Raw genomic sequence first — 18,667 nt, forward strand, 5'->3', positions numbered from 1 at the left:
GGGTGGCGGGGTCGGGCGGAACGCTGAAGAAGGGGGAAGTGCCAATGCGCGGAGTCATCACCGGACGAGAGGTGGTCGCCAACCTGGGGCTCATCTACCGGGAGTTCGGGACGGGCTGCGTGCTGCGCTGCCTGTGGGTCATGCTGAGCGGGAAGACGACGACGTTCCTCGAGGTCGCGTGCCCGCCGGTGGCGAAGCGGTAACAACGACGCGGGCCGCGGAGGAAGGTCCCCCGCGGCCCGCGCCACCTCACGTCAAGTCACGGCGTGAGCGTCACTGCGGGGCGCTGAGCCGCAGCCGCAGCAGCGTCGGCTCCACCCAGGCGCTCGCCTCGGGGCCGCCCGCCTCGGCCTGGGCATCCAGGGACGCGTCGATGGCGGCCTTCAGCCGGGCGGCACGCGACGTCACCGCCGGGTGCAGGTCCGCCAGGATGTTGTGGGCCGGCGGCGCGTTCGTGACGCTGAACAACATGTACATGTCCATCACGTCGTTCATCACCGGGGTGACTTCCACGTCCTGCGGCGTGTCGTGGCCCGACAGCACCGCGTCCTCGCCATACAGCAGACCGCGCAGGTACTCGTCGTGGTCCAGCGACAACGGCAGCGCCAGCGCCGTGTAGGCCTGCCACAGGAGCCGCGTGCCCGTCATCCGCTTCGCCTGGAGTTGCAGCGCGTCTCCCGCCTGGCCCATGCGCGTGGCGATGCTGCCGTAGAACTGGCGCTGCTGCTCCTTCAGCGCATCCACCACCCGAGTGCGGATGGCGGCGCGGAAGGCAGGGGCCGGGGCGTAGTTGGACGGCGTGATGTCCTGCGAGACGGCGGACCAGCGCTTCGCCATCCACTCCTGGGGGTTGTGCTCGCTGTTCGGGTCGTAGGTGGGCCGGTCCACCCCGCGCACCAGCGTGACGAACTCAGAGCCGCCGGTGAAGCGGTGCTCGTACACGCGCTCGGACTTCAACGCGGACGCCGCAGCGTCCCAGTAGGAGTAGCGGACGTACAGCGTGGACACCAGCCGGTACTTGCGCTCGTACATGCCCCCGAAGCCCGTGAAGACCTCCGAGTAGAGCTGCCAGCTCCCCTCGCCGCACAGGTCGATGGAGGCATGGTCCACGTTCAGGTTGTCCGCGATGAGCAGCGGGCGCAGCACGTCGTGGTTCCAGCGGGCCGGGTCCACGCTGAGGGAGTCCGGCGCGCCGTCTCCGTTGTAGTCCCCCCAGTCGCCGCCGCCGCAGGGGACGATGGGCTTCACATCCGGCTTCAGGTAGTGCGCCGCCGGCTCCTGGTCCGGGCCTCCCCAGAGGTCGATGCCGTGCAGGTGGCGAGCAGGGCTGTGTCGCCAGTCGAGCTCCGCCTGCTCGATGAGCCACTTCAGCGACGCCCAGTCCCCCAGGTAGCGCGTGTGGAGGCCGGCGAACAGCGGCTTGCCAATGTTGCGCAGCGCGGTGTCCAGCTGCGTGCCAGCGGTGATGAGGTTGCTGTGCCGGGTGGAGACCATCTGCCCGCCGAGCACCGGCTGCTCCTCGAAGAGCTGCGCGTAGGCCTCCGCGCCGGCCATCCAATCCTTCGGGCTGGAGATGCGCTCGCCGTGCAGCATGGGCAGCATCAACTGGACGGGGAACTCACGCAGGTAGTTGATGTTGTAGGAGAGCTTGTGGGTGGACAACTCGTCCGCGGGGCTGACGTCCGGGTTGGAGCCACGTCCGTCGATGCCCGCGAGGATGGTGGAGTGACGCGCGTCCACCGCGCCCCACTTGGAGAACTGGTTCTCCGCCGACGCGAAGTCCGCGTAGAGCATGGGCGTGGGGTGACGGTCGTCCCATTTCAGATAGGACCAGGCCGCCAGCTCGAAGGCGTCGTTCTTCGTGTCGGTGAAGTACTCGTACATGTTCTGGTCCACGCGGTTCAGCCCCGCGTGCAGCGCGTGCAGGGTCGCCTGCACCTCCTCCACGTTCTGGTTCACCCGGCCCAGCTCCCAGTCCACCAGGTCGAAGCGGGCCTGCATGTCGCGGTGGATGTCATTGAGCTTGCGGTCCACCCGGTCGAAGCGGCTGAACAGCCGTGTCTGCATCTGCTCCACGAACTGATGGAGCTTGCGGAGCTCCTCGAGGATGATCTGCTCGATGGGCGGCTCGGCCGCCCCGCGCAGCAGGGAGAAGAGCTGGAAGGCGGCGCCGATGAGCTGCCCGGTGAAGATGGCGCCGCTGACAATCTCGAAGCCCTTCACGCCCAGGTTGAGGAAGCTGGAGACCTTCTCCGCGATCTTGACGGAGCTCTCCGCGTACTTCGCCACCGCCTCCAGCGTCGTGTTCAGCGCGCTGGCGAACCTCACGATGTCCGCTGCGAACTGCGTCTCGCCGTCCTTCTTGAACAGCTCGGCCACCAGGCCCAGGCCGCCCGTCACACCTTCGCGCACGCCGTTGAGCTGGTCCTTGAGCTGGGTGCCCCGCGCCCTCGCCGCGCCGATGGCCGCCTGGAGCGCCGCCTCCTCGGCCGTCGGAGTGCCGGACAGGGACGCATTGGCCGCGCCGCCCTCCGCCAGGGCCAGCGTCTGCCCCGGCGCCTTCAGCGCGGTGGAGGCGCGGTACGCCTGCTCGGCGACGTTCAGGTCGTTGAGCATGTTGGAGTACTGCTGCGCCGCGGACAGGCCCGCGGTGGACGCCGTCAGGATGAAGCCTCGCGCGTCCGCCTTCGTGGCCGACAGGCTCCCGTCGTTCGCCAGCCGGGGCAGCACGAAGGCCGCCAGGGGGCCCATGGGGTGGATGGCCAGCATCTGCGCCGCGGTCTGCGAGGTCTGGACGCCCACGCCCGCGCCAATGCCGCCGCCGTTCACCGCCGCCGCCAGCGCGACGTTGCCCTGGGCCAGGTCGTGCAGCCGTGACCAGGTCTCCTCGTTGAAGACCTCCACGTCCCCGTAGCGCTCCACCAGCGAGTGGGCGGTGACGAGCCCCCGCTCCAGATCCAGGCCGTTGTGCATGCTGCCCAGCAGCGCCTGCGTATAGGTCCGCAGGGCCTTGCCCGCCGCCGTCGTCATGGACAGGTGCGGCTGGGCCCGCGCGAGGATGCGAATCATCGTCCGCACCCGCGGGCCGGAGCCGTCCTTCGCCGGGTCGAAGGGGTAGACGTTCAACGCGGTGGAGACGGCGTTGAGCGCCGCCGTCAGCTCGGCCTGGGAGAGCGCCGGGTTGTCACGGGCCAGGAAGTACGCCACGCCCGCCTGGAGGTGCAGCCGGGGGTCCGGCCGGGACATGGCCACCGTCGCGTACACGCGCCGGTTCACCTCCTGCGCGGTCAGCGAGAAGGTGCCACGGCACTCCGAGCACAGGATGGGCGCGTCATAGACGGGCGCGCCGCTGCTCCCGGAGGCCGCCCACTGCGCCTGGGCCTGCGCTTGCACCTGCGCCAGGGTGGAGTTGGCGGGCGCCTGGCCCTCCACGAAGCCCGCGCCGCACTCCGCGTCCGGCGCCAGGCCGTGGCTGACATCGCGGCAGGTGCCTTGGAGCTGCGCGCCGCTGCCAGGGCCGCAGAGGCCCGTCATCGTTCCGCACTGCGCCGCGTCGGTGACCCAGGCGCCGTTCACCTTGCACGTCTGGGGGTTGAGGCAGGCCACCGTGCAGGGCGACTCCACCGTGCCGCACTGAGGGCCCGTGCCCATGTTCGGCACCGGGTAGTTGGAGTAGGTGATGTAGCAGTACTCCTCGCCCACGCCCGCTGCGGCGCGCTTGAGGGCTCCGCCTCCCGTGAGCATGGTTTCCGAGGTGCCGCCCCCCGGGGGCCTGCCGCCGATGTACCAGGTCCAGGTGATGCTCCCCCACGTGGACGCCGGCGCGTTGGCCGTCATGTAGTTCTGGGCGCCGAGCTCGCACGAGGCGTCGGGCCGTGTGCCCAACGGAAACACGACCTGGTGCACGCCCAACGTGGAGCCGAAGTCCACGTGCCGGCACGTGCCGTAGGACGTACACGTCTTCGGGCTCGTGTCCGCGCCACAGGCCGCGCTCGTCTGCAGCGCATGACACTCCAGGCTGTAGGTGAAGCCGCCGGTACACATCCAGTCACCGGTCGCGATGTCGTCCGGTGTGCAGGCGAGGCCGTCCTCTGCGGTCCGGGTGACGACGGGCTCCGCGAGCGGCGGAGCGCCCCCGGGCGCGGGCTCACCGCAGCCCCAGAGCGCCAGCGCGGCCACCACGCCCTGGAGCCAGCGAGGATGCCCGCGACTGGCGGGCGCGTGTGCCCCCCGCGGACACACGTCTCCCCTCAACGACGAATTTCGCGACACGTGCATGGAGCAGTTCCCCCCTCGTTCGGGTCTGCGACGACCTGAAATGCCGTCCAGCACCGGATACGGAGGGAACGTGGAATCCTGGTCCTCACGCTGAAATGAAACGGGCCGCGAGGAGGACTTCCTCACGGCCCGCATCATTCACATGCACCTGCATGTACCCGGCAGGCGCCGGGCAGGACGGCTAGGGCTCGCCCCGGCGCGGCTTGTCGGAGTCGACCGCGTCCTTGATGGCGCGCTTGGCGTCCTCAATCTTGCCCTTGATGGCGCCCTTGGCGGAGTCACGCTTGCCCTCGGCCTCCAGCTCACGGTCGCCGCTCGCGACGCCGGCCACTTCCTTGACCTTGCCCTTGGCCTTGTCGGTCCACTCGCCCATGACGGGTCTCCTTTCACAACAGACAGCGCGTTCGAGCCAAAGTGTGGGCATTCCAGAAGAGCCGCGCAGGCGCCCCAGGGAAACCCGCCTGGACGGCAACCAGGAGTGAAGGACAGAGACTTGCAATCCCAGAATTCGGCGCCAACCACTCTCTGATAAGCACTGCATTTCCATACACGCTGGATGAGGCGGAACGGGACTGGACATTGACGGCGAGCAATTCGGGCCGCACGCTGGGGTCACTGCTACCCAGGAGCACCGCTTCCCCGATGGCCACCTCCTCGCTACCGACCCCTGGCGCCCTGCTACGCCGGCTCTACCTGCTGCGGTCTGTCGTCACCACGGTGGCCTTCACGCCCGCGGTCTACGTCGACATGCAGTTGCTCGACCTGTCGGGTGCGAGGGAGTTCAAGATTTTCCTGGGCATCATCACCCCGGTGGTGCTCGGCCTGTGCGCGGTGGTGCAGCCGCTGGTGGTGATGCCGTGGCTGATGAAGCGCGCCCTGAGCGCCCAGGGGACGACGCGGGTGGAGCGGCTCATCCGCATCCCCTCCACCATCGCCTTCGTGGAGATGATGGTGTCGTGGACGCTGGGCGGCATCCTCTTCAACGGCGGCGCGGTGCTGCTCCTGGACCGGCCGGCGTCGGTGGTGATGGTGGGCGTGGCGGTGGCGGTGAGCGCGGGTCTCTTCAGCAGCCCGCTGGCGTACATGCTGTTCGAACGGGTGATGATGCCCACGGTGCTGGACGCCTATCAGCGCGCGCCCAGCACGAAGCCCGCGGGTGAGGGCTTCGCCACGCGCCAGCTCTGGCTGCTGCCCGCGATGGTGGTCTCCGCGCTGCTCATCACCTGTCTGGCCAGCATCGTCACGCTGCACCTGCGCCTGGAGCGCGGCATGGGTGCGCTGGCGGCGGACCTGGCGGCGCGGGGCGACACCGCGGCGGCCGAGCGCGTCCAGGCCACGGTGCAGCCGCTGGAGGCGGAGCTGGTGCAACCGGTGGTGGTGCTCGGCGGGTATGCGGCGCTGGGCTCCATCCTCACCGCGGCCTGGGCGGCCCGCCGGCTGGCCCGGGGGGCTCGCGCGGTGGGTGCGTCCCTGGAGGCCCTGGTGGAGGGCCGAGCCACGCCACCCCAGTGGGTCTCCTCGGATGAAGTGGGCGACCTGGCGGCGTCCACGTGGCAGTTGTACCAGCGGCTCCAGGAGATGCCGCGCTCGCTGCGCGCCTCCGCGGGAGACCTGGCCGACGCGGGCCAGCGGCTGTCACAGGCCAGCTCCCAGCAGAACCAGACGCTGTCGCGGCAGGCCGCGGCGCTGCACCAGGCGCGCGCCACGGCGCAGGAAATCCAGCAGGCGTCCCACATCACGCACTCGCGCGCCACCAGCATCCTCCAGGTGGCCGAGCGCGCCGCCGCCGTGGGCAAGCTGGGAGAGGAGTCCCTGGCCGGCACGGAGAAGGGGCTCACCGCCATCCGCGACATCGCGGCCGGGCTGCACGAGCAGATGCTCGACCTGGAGCAGCGCGCCCGCGAGGTGGGCCGCGTGTCGGAGCTGGTGAAGTCGCTGGCGGACCAGTCCCACATGCTGGCCATCAACGCGGCGATTGAAGCCACGCGCGCGGGCGAGCACGGCAAGGGCTTTGGCGTGGTGGCGCGGCAGATGCGCGACCTGGCGGACCAGTCCGTCCGGGCCACCAACCAGGTGCGCGGGCTGCTGGAGAGCATGGCCACGGCCACCCAGCACGCCACGGCGATGTCGGACCAGGGCGCGGCGGGCGTGGCCGAGGCCCTGGAGCCGCTGCGGCACAGCGGCGAACGGCTGCGCGAGCTGGCGGGACTGTCCAAGGAATCCGCGGCGGCGGTGCGGCAGATTACGGAGGCCGTGTCCCAGCAGCACGCGGGCGTGGACCAGCTTTTCGCGGCGGTGCGCGAGCTGGATGAGCTGACGACGGACACGCTGCGGCACCTGGACACCACGCAGCAGGCGGCCTCGGCCGTGAGCCACGCGACGGGGCAGGTGTCGCAGCTGGCTGAACGCTACGTCTGATGCGGCGGCTCGCCCGTGCTCGCGCGCGGGCCACGGCGCCGCTGCCTCAGCCGCTGGAAGGCGCGTCGTCCTCCGCACGCGCGGCGAGCATGGGCGTCAGACGCCCCTCCGAGCTCAGCACGGGCGTGCGCAGCAGCACGGCGAGTTGGCCCGCGAGCACCGCCAGCCGCGACAGCCGCTCCCGGGGCTCCTCGCCGCCCGCCTCGAAGCTGGCCGCGTCCAGGTAGGCGAGCTGCGCCGAGGCCCGTCCATGCAGCCCCGCCACCCGCTGCTCCAGCGCCGTCAGCCGCGCGCGCAGCGCTCCCAGGAACGCCGTCGTCCGGGCCAGCAGCGCGGAGGCCGCATCGAGCGCCCGCGCACCCTCCTCCGGAGCGCGCCCCGCCAGGATGGCGCGGGCCGAGATGGCCGCGTACAGCGGCGTCCCATCCAGCACCACCGGCGGCGAATCCTCGTCCAGCCAGCCCCGGTCCAGCCACGCCAGCACGGACTCCAGCGCGGCGGGCACCTCGGCACCCGCGCCCAACAGGGGCCAGCTGCGCCGCGTCGCGCGGGACGGGGACTCGCGCAGGAGCGCGCGCAGCGCCTCCAGCGCCTCGGGCTGTAGCAGCTCGGCTTCCCGCACGTGCCCCCAGCGCTCCAACCGCGCCAACAGCGCGCCGAAGGGCACCAGCACCTCCGCGTGCACCCGCGCCTGGAGCGCGCCGTAGGTGCCCACGCCATCGCGGACCTGGAGGCGGTCCCCGCGGAGCGCGGCCACCGCCCCGCGGTGCCGCTCACGCGCCTGGACCAGCCGGGCATCCCCGGGCGTGGTGACGCCCGTCTCCGTCAGCACCTTCCGCACACCCAGGCCCAGTGCCGTCAGCACCAGGCCACCCACCGCGAATGGGATGAAGAAGGGCATGCCTCGCAACTATGCCAGCTTCGCCCCCGCCCCGCCCGGCGGATGCGGGCGGCCCCTCCCCGCCTGCCGGGTGGGCGCGCCACCGGATGGCGCGGCGCTCACCCCGCGCGAGCTTGCGGTGGCGCCTCCGGCGCCAGCGGCGGCACATACGGCCAGCCCGGCAGCGGTCCCTTGCCCGCCTCGCGCGTCAGGTAGTCCGCCGCGATGTTCGCGCTCTCCATGATGGTCAGCAGGCCACTTCCCGGATGCGTGCCCCCGCCCACGAAGTACAGCCCTTCAATGTCCCGGTTCTTCACCTTCGGCCGCAGCGGCCCCAACTGCAGCCACGTGTGCGACAGGTTGAACACCGCGCCCCGGAACACGTTGAAGTCGTCCCGCCACGTCTCCGCCGTGAAGTAGCGCTCCTCGCGGATGTGCTCGCGCACGCCCTTCAGCCCCACCTTCTCCAGCATGGCGGGGATGCGCTCGCGCAGCGCCTGCTCCGTCTTCGCCCAGTCCACCGGACGTCCCGTGTTCGGCGTGGGCACCAGCACGTACAACGTCGAATGGCCCGCCGGCGCGCCGGACGGGTCCGTCACGCCCGGGTTGCACACGTAGAAGGGCGGGTCCTCCAGGTCGACGTGCCGGTCCTCCAGCGCGTCACGGTCCGTGCGCCGCGCGGACTCCGACAGGTAGATGAGATGGTGCGGCAGGTCGGCGTACACCGTGTCCAGGCCGTAGTACGCCATGAACGTGCTGCACGAATACTTCGCGCGCTCCAGCGCCGCGTCCGTCAGTCGCGAGCCTTCCCGCGCCTCCGCCGGAATCAGCGACCGCGCCGCGTAGGCCAGGTCCGCGTTCACCACCACCGCGTCCGCGTCCAGCACCTCGCCGCCCACGAGCTTCACGCCCACCGCGCGGCCCGCGTCCACGCGCACCTGCTCCACCGGCGTCCCCATGCGGAAGGTGGCGCCCAAGTCCTGCGCGCAACGCATCATGCCGCGCGAGAGCTCGCGGAAGCCGCCCTCCACGTGCCAGACGCCGAAGGCCAGCTCCAGGAAGGGAATCACGCTGAACACCGACGAGCACGTCGTGGGGTGCAGGCCCAGGTACTTGGACGGGTACGCCAGGGCGTACGTCACCCGGTCATCGTGGAAGAAGCCGTCCAGCTGCCGGTACAGCGTCTGCCAGGGCTTGAAGCGCAGCGTGGGCGCCAGCCGCCACGGCGCGTAGTAGCCCAGGTTGTCCGCGGAGGTGCAGATGAACTTCTCGTAGGCGATGCCGTACTTCTCCCGCCCGTCCTCCATCCATTGGCGCAGCGCGGATGCCTGCCGCGGGCCGAACTTCGCCAGCTCCGCCTCCATGCGGTCCAGGTGCCGGGTGGTGTCCAGGTGCGTGCCGTCCCAGAAGTGCACCCGCGTGTTGACGTCCAGCGGGAGCAGCTTGACGTAGTCCTCCAGCCGCCGGCCCGCGCGCCGGAATATCTGCTCCAACACCCCCGGCAGTTGGAGGATGGAGGGTCCGGTGTCCACCGCGTACTCGCCCGACGCGCCCAGCGTCAGCCCCTTCATCCGCCCCCCGGGCACCGCGTCCTTCTCCACCACGGTGACCCGGAAGCCCTGCCCCGCCAGGTTGATGGCGGCCGACAAGCCCCCCGGTCCCGCACCCACGACGATGACGTGCCGCACGCTGCCTCCCTCGCTTGCCATGCCCTACCGGATGCCAAGGCCCTCCGGTACCGGGTGAACGGAATCCCGCCCACTCATTCACCTGGCGAACGCGCGAACCGGCCAGGACGTTACAAGAGCACCCTCCGGCACTGGCCCCCGGGTGGACGCCATTCCAGCCTTCTGCGGCCACCGTGCCACCGCACTCCTCCCACCTGCGCCGCAACGCCGCCGCCTACTGCGTGCTCCTGGTGGGGCTGCTCCTCACCGCCGCGTCGGCGGCCTATGTACAGCAGAGCATCCACGAGCGCCGCCTGCACCGCTTCGACGGCGCGGTCCATGACGGGGTGCTGGGCCTCCAGCAGCGCCTGGAGCTGAACCAGTCCCTGCTCCAGGGGGTGCATGGGCTGTTCACCGGCAGCCGCTTCGTGAGCCGGGAGGAGTTCGACGCCTACCTGGAGAGCCTGAAGCTGAACCGCAACTTCCCGGGGCTGGAGGGCATCGGCTTCGCGCGGTGGCTTCGGCCGGAGGACGTGGCCCGGTACGACGCGAAGGTCCGCGACAGGCAGGAGCCAGGCCATCCCGTGTGGCCCCCGGGCCCACGCGAGGCCTACACCGCCATCATCATGATGAACCCCTTGGACGCGCGCACGCAGCAGGGCCTGGGCTTCGACATGCTCACCGAGCCCCAGCGCCGGGCAGCGATGCTGCGCGCGCTGGGCACGAGGCGCCAGACCGCCACCCACAAGGTGCGGCTCATCCAAGGCTGGGAGGACGCCGCGGGCCGCGTGGGCATCGTCATCTTCATCCCCGTGTACACCCGCACGGAGGCCACCCCGCCCCCCGCCGAAAATCTGCGCGGCTTCGTCTACCTCCCCCTCGCCATGGAGGACCTGATGAGCGAGCTGCGCTTCAGCGGCTTCCAGGAGACCATCGACCTGGAGGTGTACGACGGGGCGGAGGTCCGCGACGACGCGCTCCTCTATGCGTCCAGCCCCCCGGCATCGCGGGGGGCCTCCGTCTTCCAGCAGGACGTGAAGATACCCGTGGCCGGCCAGACCTGGACGCTGCGGTTCAACGCGCGCCAGGCCTTCATCGCCGCCAGCACCACCGAGCAGCATGGCACCGTGGTGGGCGCCGGGCTGCTGGTGACGCTGCTGCTGTTCTTCATCACCCGCTCGCAGGTCCGCGCCCGGACCACGGCGGAGACCGCCAACACGGAGCAACAGCGGCTGACCGACGAGGCCCGCGACGCCGTCCAGGTGCGCGACGACTTCCTCAGCATCGCCGCGCACGAGCTGCGCACGCCCCTCACCAACCTCAAGCTCCAGCTCCAACTGCTGTACCGCCAGCTCCGCGGCGAGGGAGACCTGGACGTGGAGAAGCTCGCGCAGCGGGTGCTGTCCTGCGAGCGTCAGACCTCGCGCCTGGCGACCCTGGTGGACAGCCTGCTCGACGTGTCCCGGCTGGCGCGCGGCCTCATGGAGCTGAACCTGGAGCCCGTGGACCTGGACGAATTGGTGCGCGAGGCCGTCCGCCGCTTCGAGACGGAAGCCAGGACAGCGGGGGTCCAGGTGACGGTGGACTCGCCGGCCCCCGTGACGGGCCAGTGGGACCGGATGCGGCTGGAGCAGGTGCTCACCAACCTGCTGTCCAACGCGCTCAAGTACGGCCACGGAGCCCCGGTGGACGTGCGCGTGCGCTCGGACGAAACACAGGCGATGGTGGAGGTGGAGGACCACGGCATCGGCCTTCCGCCGGAGGACGCGCAGCGCATCTTCGGCCGCTTCGAACGCGCCGTCTCCAGCCGCCACTATGGTGGGCTGGGCCTGGGCCTCTTCATCACCCGCCAGCTCGTGGAGGCCCTGGGAGGCCACATCAGCGTGGCCAGCACCCCGGGCCGGGGCGCCACGTTCACCGTCGTGCTTCCCTTGAGCGGCCCACGGGCCGCGGCTTGACGCGCTCTGCCTTGTGGGGAAGCACGGCCGACGCGTGAGAGCCATTGCGTTGATATGCCATCGCCCTTCGGTGCGACGCAGCTCACTGGCCAATGCGGCCCCGGGCACCCGCGCGTGGGCGGCCGTGGTCGACGTCTTCCGGTCTGGACCGGGACGCGCAAGTCGACGGACGCGGGCGCGAAGCCGTCGCTCGCCCCCTGGGAGGGTGAGCCACCGTTCTCCCGGCCCCCACCCGCACGCGGGCGCCTCCGTCCAGACAGGGAGACAGCGGGCACTTGTCGTGTTCCCCCCGAACCATGGGCCCATCCCCCCGTCCCCACTGAGGACTGGTGGACACCGCGACCGCGGGCCGACATCAATGTTCGACAGTGGCCACGTCCACGTCTTATGTCCCGGGACATGACCCCCGCCCCCACGGAGGTGCTGCTGTTCACCCTGAACGGCCAGCGCTACGGACTGCCCGCCCCCGACGTGCGCGAGCTGGTACGCGCGGCGCGCCTGACGCCGCTCCCTCGCGCGCCCGCCGTGGTGGAGGGTCTGCTGGACCTTCGGGGAGAGCTGTTGCCGGTGCTGGACCTGCGCCTGCGCTTCCGCCACCCGCCCCGCCCGCTGTCCCCCATGGACCACTTCATCGTGGCCTCCGCGGGCGACCGCTGCGTCGTGCTGCGCGTGGACCGGGCCGAGGGCCTGCGCGTCCTCACACCGGATGAGTGGGACGCCACGCCGCGCCAGCTTCCGGGCGTGGGCTATGTGGCGGGCGCCGTGAAGCTGAAGGACGGGCTCGTCCTGGTCCATGACCTGCGCACCTTCCTGTCCGAGGCCGAGGCCCTGGAGCTGGATGCCGCCCTGGCCGCGCCGCAGGAGCCGGAGCCCGCGTGAATTGGGGTCCCTGGAGCCACCCGGGCTATGCGGCGGTGCTCGCGCTCGTGGAAGCGCGCGCCGGGCTGGTGCCGCCCAGTTGCCCCGCGTCCGCCGAGGAAGGCATCGCCCGCGCCATGGAGCGAGCCGGGCTGAAGGACTTCGACGCCTACCGCGTGCGGCTCGCGGAAGACCCCTCCGCACTGGACGACCTGCTCATCGAGCTCACCGTCGGGGAGACGTACTTCTTCCGCACCCCCGAGCACTTCGAGCACCTGCGGAGCGTCGTGCTCCCGGAGCTGCGCGAGCGCCACGGCCCGGGCCACACCGCGCGGATGTGGAGCGCCGCGTGTTCGTCCGGCGAGGAGCCCTACTCCATGGCCGCGCTGCTGCTGGGCGAAGGCTGGGATGAGCACATGGCCGTGTACGCCACGGACGTGTCGCGCGGCGCGCTCGGCCGGGCCCGGAAGGCCCTCTACGGCGACTGGTCCCTGCGCGGCGGCTGGGCGGACCGGATGCGCGCCCACCTGCGCGCCGAGGGACGCCGGCACGTGCTGTCACCCGAGGTGCGCAAGCACGTGCGCTTCAGCTACCTCAATCTGGCGCTCGACACCTGGCCGTCCGCGGACAGCGGCATCTGGAAGCTGGACGTCATCTTCTGCCGCAACGTCCTCATCTACTTCAACCGGCCCACCATCGAAGCCGTCGCCCGCCGGCTCCATGACGCGCTGGATGAGGGCGGCTACCTCTTCACCGGTCCGTCGGACCCGCCGCTCGGCGGGCTGGCGCCGCTGGAGTCCATCCTCACCGAATGGGGCGTGCTGTACCGCCGGCCCCTGCCCGGAGCCACCCTCTCCCTGCCCGTCCCGGCCGCGTGGAGCCCGTCCTCCACCGGAATCCCCGGTACCGCGACGGGCGCCACGTCCCTGGGCACCACCACGACGGGCCTGCCCTCCAGTTCCGAATCCTCCACGGGGACCGCGCTCCCGGGTGCATCCGCTCCGGGGCGTCCAGGCGGGTCGCCAGCCAGAACGACGGCCCCCATCGGGAGTCCCCCCAGAGCGGGCGGGACCTTCCCCCAGGCGGAAGGAGCGCGCGCGGCGGGCCCGCCCCAGGCCGGCGCGGGGACCGTCCCCGGCAACACAGCGGGCACCGGCGTCCCCGCCTCGCGAAGCGGCGTCCGCCCCGGGGCCGAGCCACCGACGCGCGCCCCCAGCGCGGCGGCCATGCACGCGGCACAGCAGGCCCTGGCGCGGGGCCACTGGCGCGAGGCAGCCCAGCACTTAGGGGCATTGGACCCAGACGCGGACACCGCCGCCCTCGCGGTGCGCGCGCTGGCGAACCTGGACGCCGCCGCCGCCGTCTACGCCTGCACCGAAGCGGCCGCCCGGCACCCCTTGGTGGCGGGGCTGCGCTACCTGGAGTCCCTGCTGCTGCTGGGCCAGGGGCGCGCGGCGGACGCGGAGCGCGCTGTCCGGCAGGCGCTGTACCTGGAGCCCACACTCATCGTGGCGTGGCTCATCCTGGGGCGCGTGCTACGCAGACACGGCGACACCTCCGGCGCCCTGAAGGCCTGGCGCGAGGCGGAGCACCTGTGCAACGCCCTGCCTCCGGAGGCGCCCGTGCCCCACGCGGACGGCGAGAGCGCCAGCAGGCTGGCGGAGGTGGCGCGTGGAGAGCGGTCACGCATGGAGGCAGCCCTGGCTGCCGGTGAGGAGCGGAGCTGATGCCGGGTTCCGGCGGAGTCGACTGGGAAGCCACGCGCGCGCGGCTGGCGCGGCTGGCCCATCCAGAGAAGGAGCAGGGCACCTTGTCGCCCGAGGAGGCCACGGCGCTGCTGGAGGCCCGCGCCCGGGCACTCTCGCGCGCGCCCCGCCCCCAGGCCGACCCTGGCACCCTGCGCGAGGTGGTCCGCTTCAAGGCCGCCGGCCAGCGCTACGCCCTGGAGTCCCGCTTCGTGCTGGAGGTGGTGCGCGCGCCGGAGCTGGTGACGCTGCCGGGCGCGCCCCCCGCGCTGCGCGGCCTCACCCTGATGCATGGCGAGGTGCTTCCCGTAGTGGAGCTGGCGCCGCTCTTCGGACGCGCGCCTTCGGACGCCGTGGGCCCGCTGCTCGTGGTGGGCGTGGGACGGGCGGAGCTGGGCGTGCGCACCGAGGAAGTGGAGGAAGTCACCGTGCTGGCGGGCAATGAGCTGCTGGCGCCGCCCACCTCCCTGAACGACGCCGCCGGACACCTCGTGTCCGCGGCCGACAGGGAAGGCACCCTGGTACTGGAGGGAGAGGCGCTCCTGGGTGACAGTCGCCTCACGTTCGATATGTCCGGCGAAGGAGCAGTATGAGCATCGGGAACCGCATCGCACTCGGATTCGGACTGTCGCTACTGATGTTGCTCATCGTGGCGGGTGTGGCCTTCCAGGGCGCCAATCAGCTCACGACGAGCACGGCGGGCCTGCTGACAGCCCATGAGAATTTCCGCATCATCCGCGAGGTCCGCGCGCTGCTGATGGACGCCGAGTCCGGCCAGCGCGGCTTCATCCTCACGGGGGATGAGGCCTACCTGGTGCCCTACCGGGAAGCGGCGGTGGCGCTCCAGAATGACCTGTCCCGCCTGCGCGACGCCATGGCGAACCACCCCCACCAGCGGGCGCGCCTGAACCGGCTGGAGCCCATCGTCACCCAGCGGGTGAACCGGCTGGAGGAAGGCATCCGTCTGCGCCGCCAGGAGGGCCTGGAAGCCGGAGCGAAGTTCATCCAGGCCGGCCAGGGCCGGGAGGTCATGCTCCAGGTCAAGCAGGTCATCGACGAGATGCTGGTGGCGGAGCAGGAGCGCTGGGACGAGCACGCCACCGCCGCCCGGGACATGGCCCAGCGCATCCTCTGGGTGCTGGGCATCGGCACGCTGCTGGGCGTGCTCATCGTCGGCGGAGGCAGCTACGTCATCACCCGCGGCATCACCACGCCGCTGCGCGCGCTCATGGTGGGCGCCGAGCAACTGGGGCGCGGGAAGCTGGAGCACCGCATCGACGTGAAGGGCCAGGACGAGACGGCCCAGCTGGCGCGCGCGTTCAACGACATGGCGGAGAAGCGCCAGCAGAACGAGGTCCAGTTGGAGAAGGAATCCGAGCAGCGCGAGCACACGCTCCGCACCGTGGCGGAGTTCGTCAACCAGCTCGCCGGCGCCAGCGCGGAAATCCTCTCCAGCACCACCGAGCAGGTGGCCGGCGCCCAGGAGCAGGGCAGCGCGGTGACGGAGACGGTGAGCACCATCGAGGAAATCACCAAGACGTCCGAGGAGGCCGCGGGCCGCGCCCGCGCGGTGAGCGACTCCGCCCGCCACGCCGAGGACGTGGGCCGCAGCGGCCGCCGCGCCGTGGAGGAGGCCGTGGGCGCCATGGGCGCGGTGCGTGAGCAGGTGGAGTCCATCGCCTCGCGCATCCTCGCCCTGGCCGAGCAGGCCCAGGCCATTGGCGACATCATCACCACCGTCAACGACATCTCCGAGCAGACGCACATGCTGGCGCTCAATGCCTCCATCGAAGCCAGCCGCGCCGGCGAGCACGGCCGCGGCTTCGCGGTGGTGGCCTCCGAGGTGAAGGCCCTGGCGGACCAGTCCAAGAAGGCCACCGGCCAGGTGCGCCAGATTCTGGGGCAAATCCAGAAGGCCACCCACGGCGCGGTGATGACCACCGAGGAGGGCACCAAGAGCGTGGCCACCGCCACCCGCGTGGTGTCCGAGGCGGGCTCCAACATCCAGACGCTGTCGGACCTGCTGGCCCAGGCCTCGCTGACGGCGGCGCAGATTGCCGCCTCCGCCAACCAGCAGGCCACCGGCATCGGCCAGATTCGTCAGGCCATGCACGACGTGAATCAGGCCACGCAGCAGGCCCTCATCTCGTCGCGGCAGACCGAACGCGCCATGCAGGACCTCAACGGCATGGGCCAGAAGCTCAAGGGGCTGCTCGGAGAGTACGGGCGCTGATGGACCGCGACCGGTTGGCCCAAGCGCTGCTGGCCACGTTCCTCGAGGAGCTCGAGGGCCACGTCGTCTCGCTCAACCGCGAGCTGCTGGCCCTGGAGCGAGAGACCGCGCCCGCGCGCATGGCGGAGCTCGTGGCGTCCCTGCTGCGCACGCTGCACAGCGTGAAGGGCGCGGCGCGCGCGGCCAGCGCCACGCGGGTGGAGACGGCCTGCCACCGCATGGAGGAGCTGCTGGAGCAGGTGCGGGACGCGGGCGCCGGCACGCCCGACGTGTACGAGCTGTGCTTCACCACCGTGGACGCGCTCGACGACGCGGGCCGGCGCCTGGCCGCGCGGGAGGACCTGGCGGGCTCGCCCCTGGAGAGGCTGCTGCCCCAGTTGGAGCGCGCCGCCGGGCGCCGGGCCGGCGCGCCCACGCACGCCGCGCCGCCACCGTCGCCTCCGCCCATGCTGACGGACGCGGTGCCGTCACCACCGGCCGCCCCGGCCAGCATGGAGCCGCATCCGAGCGGCGGCGCGTCCGCCGGAGCCGAAGCGCTGCCCGTGCGCGTCTCCGCGCAGAAGCTGGACGCGCTGCTGGCGCGCAGCGGTGAGCTGCGCGTGGCGACGCTCCGGCTGGAAGGCCGCGCGGACGCGCTGGAGTCGGTGCGCGAGGCGCTGGCGCAGGCCCGCGAGGCGGTGCTCGGCACGCCCGGCGAACAGGCGCTGCTGCGCGCGGAGACGGAGCTGGCGCGGGTGACGCTGGAGCTGGCGGCGGACCGCCGGACGCTGGGCGGCGTGGCCACGGGCCTGGACGACGAGGTCCGCCGCGCGCGCACCCTGTCCTTCGAGGAAGGCTGCGAGGGCCTGGAGCGCGCCGCGCGCGACGTGGCGCGCAGCCTGGACCGGCAGGTGCGTTTGGAGATTCATGGCGGCGCGTTGGAGCTGGACCGCTCGCTGCTGCAGGGGCTGCGCGAGCCGCTGCTGCACCTGGTGCGCAACGCGGTGGCGCACGGCCTGGAGGACCCCGAGGAACGCCAGCGACTGGGCAAGCCCGCCGAGGGCCGCCTCCTCCTCAGCGCGCGCCTCAAGGGCAGCCGCGTCGAGGTGACGGTGGATGACGACGGGCGTGGCCTGGACCTGGGGGCGCTGCGGGAGCAGGCGCGCGCCCGGGGCCTGCGGGTGCCTGAAAGTGACGAGGAGGCCGCGCGGCTGGCGTTCCTGGCCGGACTGTCCACCGCGACGAAGGTGACCCAGGTGGCTGGCCGTGGCGTGGGCCTGGACGTGGTGCGCATGCACGTGGAGGGGCTGCGCGGCAGCGTGGAGGTGACGACCCGGCCAGGCCAGGGCACCCGCTTCATCCTGGACGTCCCCCTCACGCTGAGCACGCTGCGGGTGCTGCTGGTATCGGCGGGCGGGCAGACGCTGGCGCTGGCCAGTGAGAGCGTGGCGCGGCTGGTGCGCCTGGCGCCCGACAAGGTGCGCGACGTCGAGGGCCGCCCCGCGTGGGCCTCCGGTGACGCGCTGGTGCCGTTGGCCTCGCTGGCGGAGGTGCTGGGGCTGCCGCCCGGCCCGCCTCGCGCGCGCCGGGGCGCGGTGGTGCTGGCCGCGGGCAGCGCGCGCGCCGTGGTGGTGGTGGATGAAGTGCTCGCCGAACAGGAGGCGCTGGTGCGCTCCCTGGGCCACCGCGTGCGCCGGGCCCGGCACGTGTCCGCGGCGGCGGTGCTGCCGGACGGACGGCTGTCGCTTCTGCTCAACCCCGTGTCCCTGGTCCGCGCGGCGGGCGGCCTCCCCGTGGCCTCGCTCTTCCCCGCCCCCGCCGCCCAGCGGACGCGGCGGCGGGTGGTGCTGGCGGACGACTCGCCCACCACGCGCGCGCTGGAGCAGAGCATCCTGGAGAGCGCGGGCTATGAAGTGGTGGCCTGCGTGGACGGCGCGGACGCCTGGGAGCGGCTCCAGTCGGGCGGCGCGGACGCGCTGGTGCTGGACGTGGAGATGCCGCGCATGGACGGCTTCGCCCTCACCGAGGCGGTGCGGGCCTCGCCGCGCTTCTCCCGGTTGCCGGTGGTGCTCGTCACCGCCCGTGGCAAGCCAGAGGACAAGGCGCGCGGCCTGCAAGCCGGCGCGAGTGCCTATCTGGTGAAGAGCGCGTTCGACCCGACGAGCCTGCTGGAGACGCTGAGACGACTGCTATGAAGAACGACCCGTTGCGCATCCTGGTGGCCGAGGACTCGCCCACCGCCCGACGCCTGCTGGTGGAAATCGTCCGCGCCGACCCCGCCCTGACGGTGGTGGGCGAGGCCAGGGACGGTGTGGAAGCGGTGGAGCTGGCCCAGCGCCTGCGGCCCAACCTGGTGACCATGGACATCCAGATGCCGCGGATGGACGGCCTGGAGGCCACCCGCCGCATCATGACGGAGGTGCCCACGCCAGTGGTGGTCGTGTCCACCCTGGTGGAGCGCGACATCCAGACGTCCATGGCCGCGCTGCGCGCCGGCGCGCTCGCGGTGCTCCAGAAGCCCCTGGGCCCGGAGTCCCCGGACTTCGACGCGGAGAGCCGCCGCCTGCGCGACACCCTCAAGGCCATGGCCGAGGTGAAGGTGGTGCGCCGCTGGCCGGACCGCGCCGCGCCCCCCGCGCCCGTGCCCACCC

At 72.0% G+C, this 18,667-nt stretch carries 13 protein-coding genes; 9 read left to right on the forward strand and 4 right to left on the reverse strand.

From position 1 onward, the window contains the following. The coding region (locus HNV26_RS32585) for a hypothetical protein (RefSeq protein WP_216612940.1) at window positions 1-203 on the forward strand (203 nt) is incomplete at its 5' end. Between the two features lie 70 nt (window positions 204-273). On the opposite strand, the gene HNV26_RS32590 is transcribed toward HNV26_RS32585, so the two are convergent. Together HNV26_RS32590 and HNV26_RS32595 are read right to left on the reverse strand one after the other, a co-directional pair. Further along, the gene (locus HNV26_RS32590) at window positions 274-4,278 is read right to left on the reverse strand and encodes a hypothetical protein (protein ID WP_171445408.1); all 4,005 of its coding nucleotides are present in this window, start codon (window positions 4,276-4,278) and stop codon (window positions 274-276) included. 181 nt (window positions 4,279-4,459) lie between these two features. Beyond that, complete coding sequence (locus tag HNV26_RS32595) at window positions 4,460-4,651, reverse strand: CsbD family protein (RefSeq protein WP_011556857.1); 192 nt, start codon at window positions 4,649-4,651, stop codon at window positions 4,460-4,462. A gap of 269 nt (window positions 4,652-4,920) precedes the next feature. On the opposite strand from HNV26_RS32595, the gene HNV26_RS32600 reads away from it, so the two are divergent. Next, window positions 4,921-6,696 carry a methyl-accepting chemotaxis protein gene (locus tag HNV26_RS32600; protein ID WP_171445409.1) on the forward strand — a complete coding sequence of 592 codons (1,776 nt, stop codon included), beginning with the start codon at window positions 4,921-4,923 and terminating at the stop codon, window positions 6,694-6,696. 46 nt (window positions 6,697-6,742) lie between these two features. Here HNV26_RS32600 and HNV26_RS32605 read toward each other — a convergent pair whose 3' ends face one another. Both HNV26_RS32605 and HNV26_RS32610 read right to left on the reverse strand, forming a co-directional pair. Further along, window positions 6,743-7,597, reverse strand: a complete 855-nt coding sequence (locus tag HNV26_RS32605; protein ID WP_253817275.1) for a hypothetical protein — start codon at window positions 7,595-7,597, stop codon at window positions 6,743-6,745. A 98-nt stretch (window positions 7,598-7,695) separates the two neighbouring features. Further along, the gene (locus HNV26_RS32610) at window positions 7,696-9,285 is read right to left on the reverse strand and encodes a phytoene desaturase family protein (RefSeq protein WP_171445253.1); all 1,590 of its coding nucleotides are present in this window, start codon (window positions 9,283-9,285) and stop codon (window positions 7,696-7,698) included. 152 nt (window positions 9,286-9,437) lie between these two features. On the opposite strand from HNV26_RS32610, the gene HNV26_RS32615 reads away from it, so the two are divergent. The 7 genes from HNV26_RS32615 to HNV26_RS32645 all read left to right on the forward strand — a co-directional run. Then, window positions 9,438-11,201: a CHASE domain-containing protein gene (locus HNV26_RS32615; RefSeq protein WP_171445254.1), complete on the forward strand. Its 1,764-nt coding sequence runs from the start codon at window positions 9,438-9,440 to the stop codon at window positions 11,199-11,201. A 399-nt stretch (window positions 11,202-11,600) separates the two neighbouring features. Beyond that, window positions 11,601-12,080 (forward strand): chemotaxis protein CheW, encoded by a 480-nt coding sequence (locus tag HNV26_RS32620; protein ID WP_011556868.1) that lies wholly within the window; start codon window positions 11,601-11,603, stop codon window positions 12,078-12,080. Further along, window positions 12,077-13,786, forward strand: coding sequence for a CheR family methyltransferase (locus HNV26_RS32625; RefSeq protein ID WP_171445256.1), 1,710 nt, complete (start codon window positions 12,077-12,079; stop codon window positions 13,784-13,786). Before HNV26_RS32620 ends, HNV26_RS32625 begins: the two co-directional genes overlap by 4 nt. Beyond that, window positions 13,786-14,397, forward strand: coding sequence for a chemotaxis protein CheW (locus HNV26_RS32630; RefSeq protein WP_171445257.1), 612 nt, complete (start codon window positions 13,786-13,788; stop codon window positions 14,395-14,397). The genes HNV26_RS32625 and HNV26_RS32630 overlap by 1 nt, the downstream gene beginning before the upstream one ends. Next, window positions 14,394-16,037 (forward strand): methyl-accepting chemotaxis protein, encoded by a 1,644-nt coding sequence (locus HNV26_RS32635; protein ID WP_171445258.1) that lies wholly within the window; start codon window positions 14,394-14,396, stop codon window positions 16,035-16,037. The genes HNV26_RS32630 and HNV26_RS32635 overlap by 4 nt, the downstream gene beginning before the upstream one ends. Then, window positions 16,037-18,211, forward strand: a complete 2,175-nt coding sequence (locus HNV26_RS32640; protein ID WP_171445259.1) for a hybrid sensor histidine kinase/response regulator — start codon at window positions 16,037-16,039, stop codon at window positions 18,209-18,211. Before HNV26_RS32635 ends, HNV26_RS32640 begins: the two co-directional genes overlap by 1 nt. Further along, window positions 18,208-18,667, forward strand: a 460-nt coding sequence (locus HNV26_RS32645; protein ID WP_171445260.1) for a response regulator, incomplete at its 3' end; no start/stop codon positions are given. The genes HNV26_RS32640 and HNV26_RS32645, both read left to right, overlap by 4 nt.

Source organism: Myxococcus xanthus (assembly GCF_013116825.1).
GTDB classification, from domain to species: Bacteria; Myxococcota; Myxococcia; order Myxococcales; family Myxococcaceae; genus Myxococcus; species Myxococcus xanthus_B.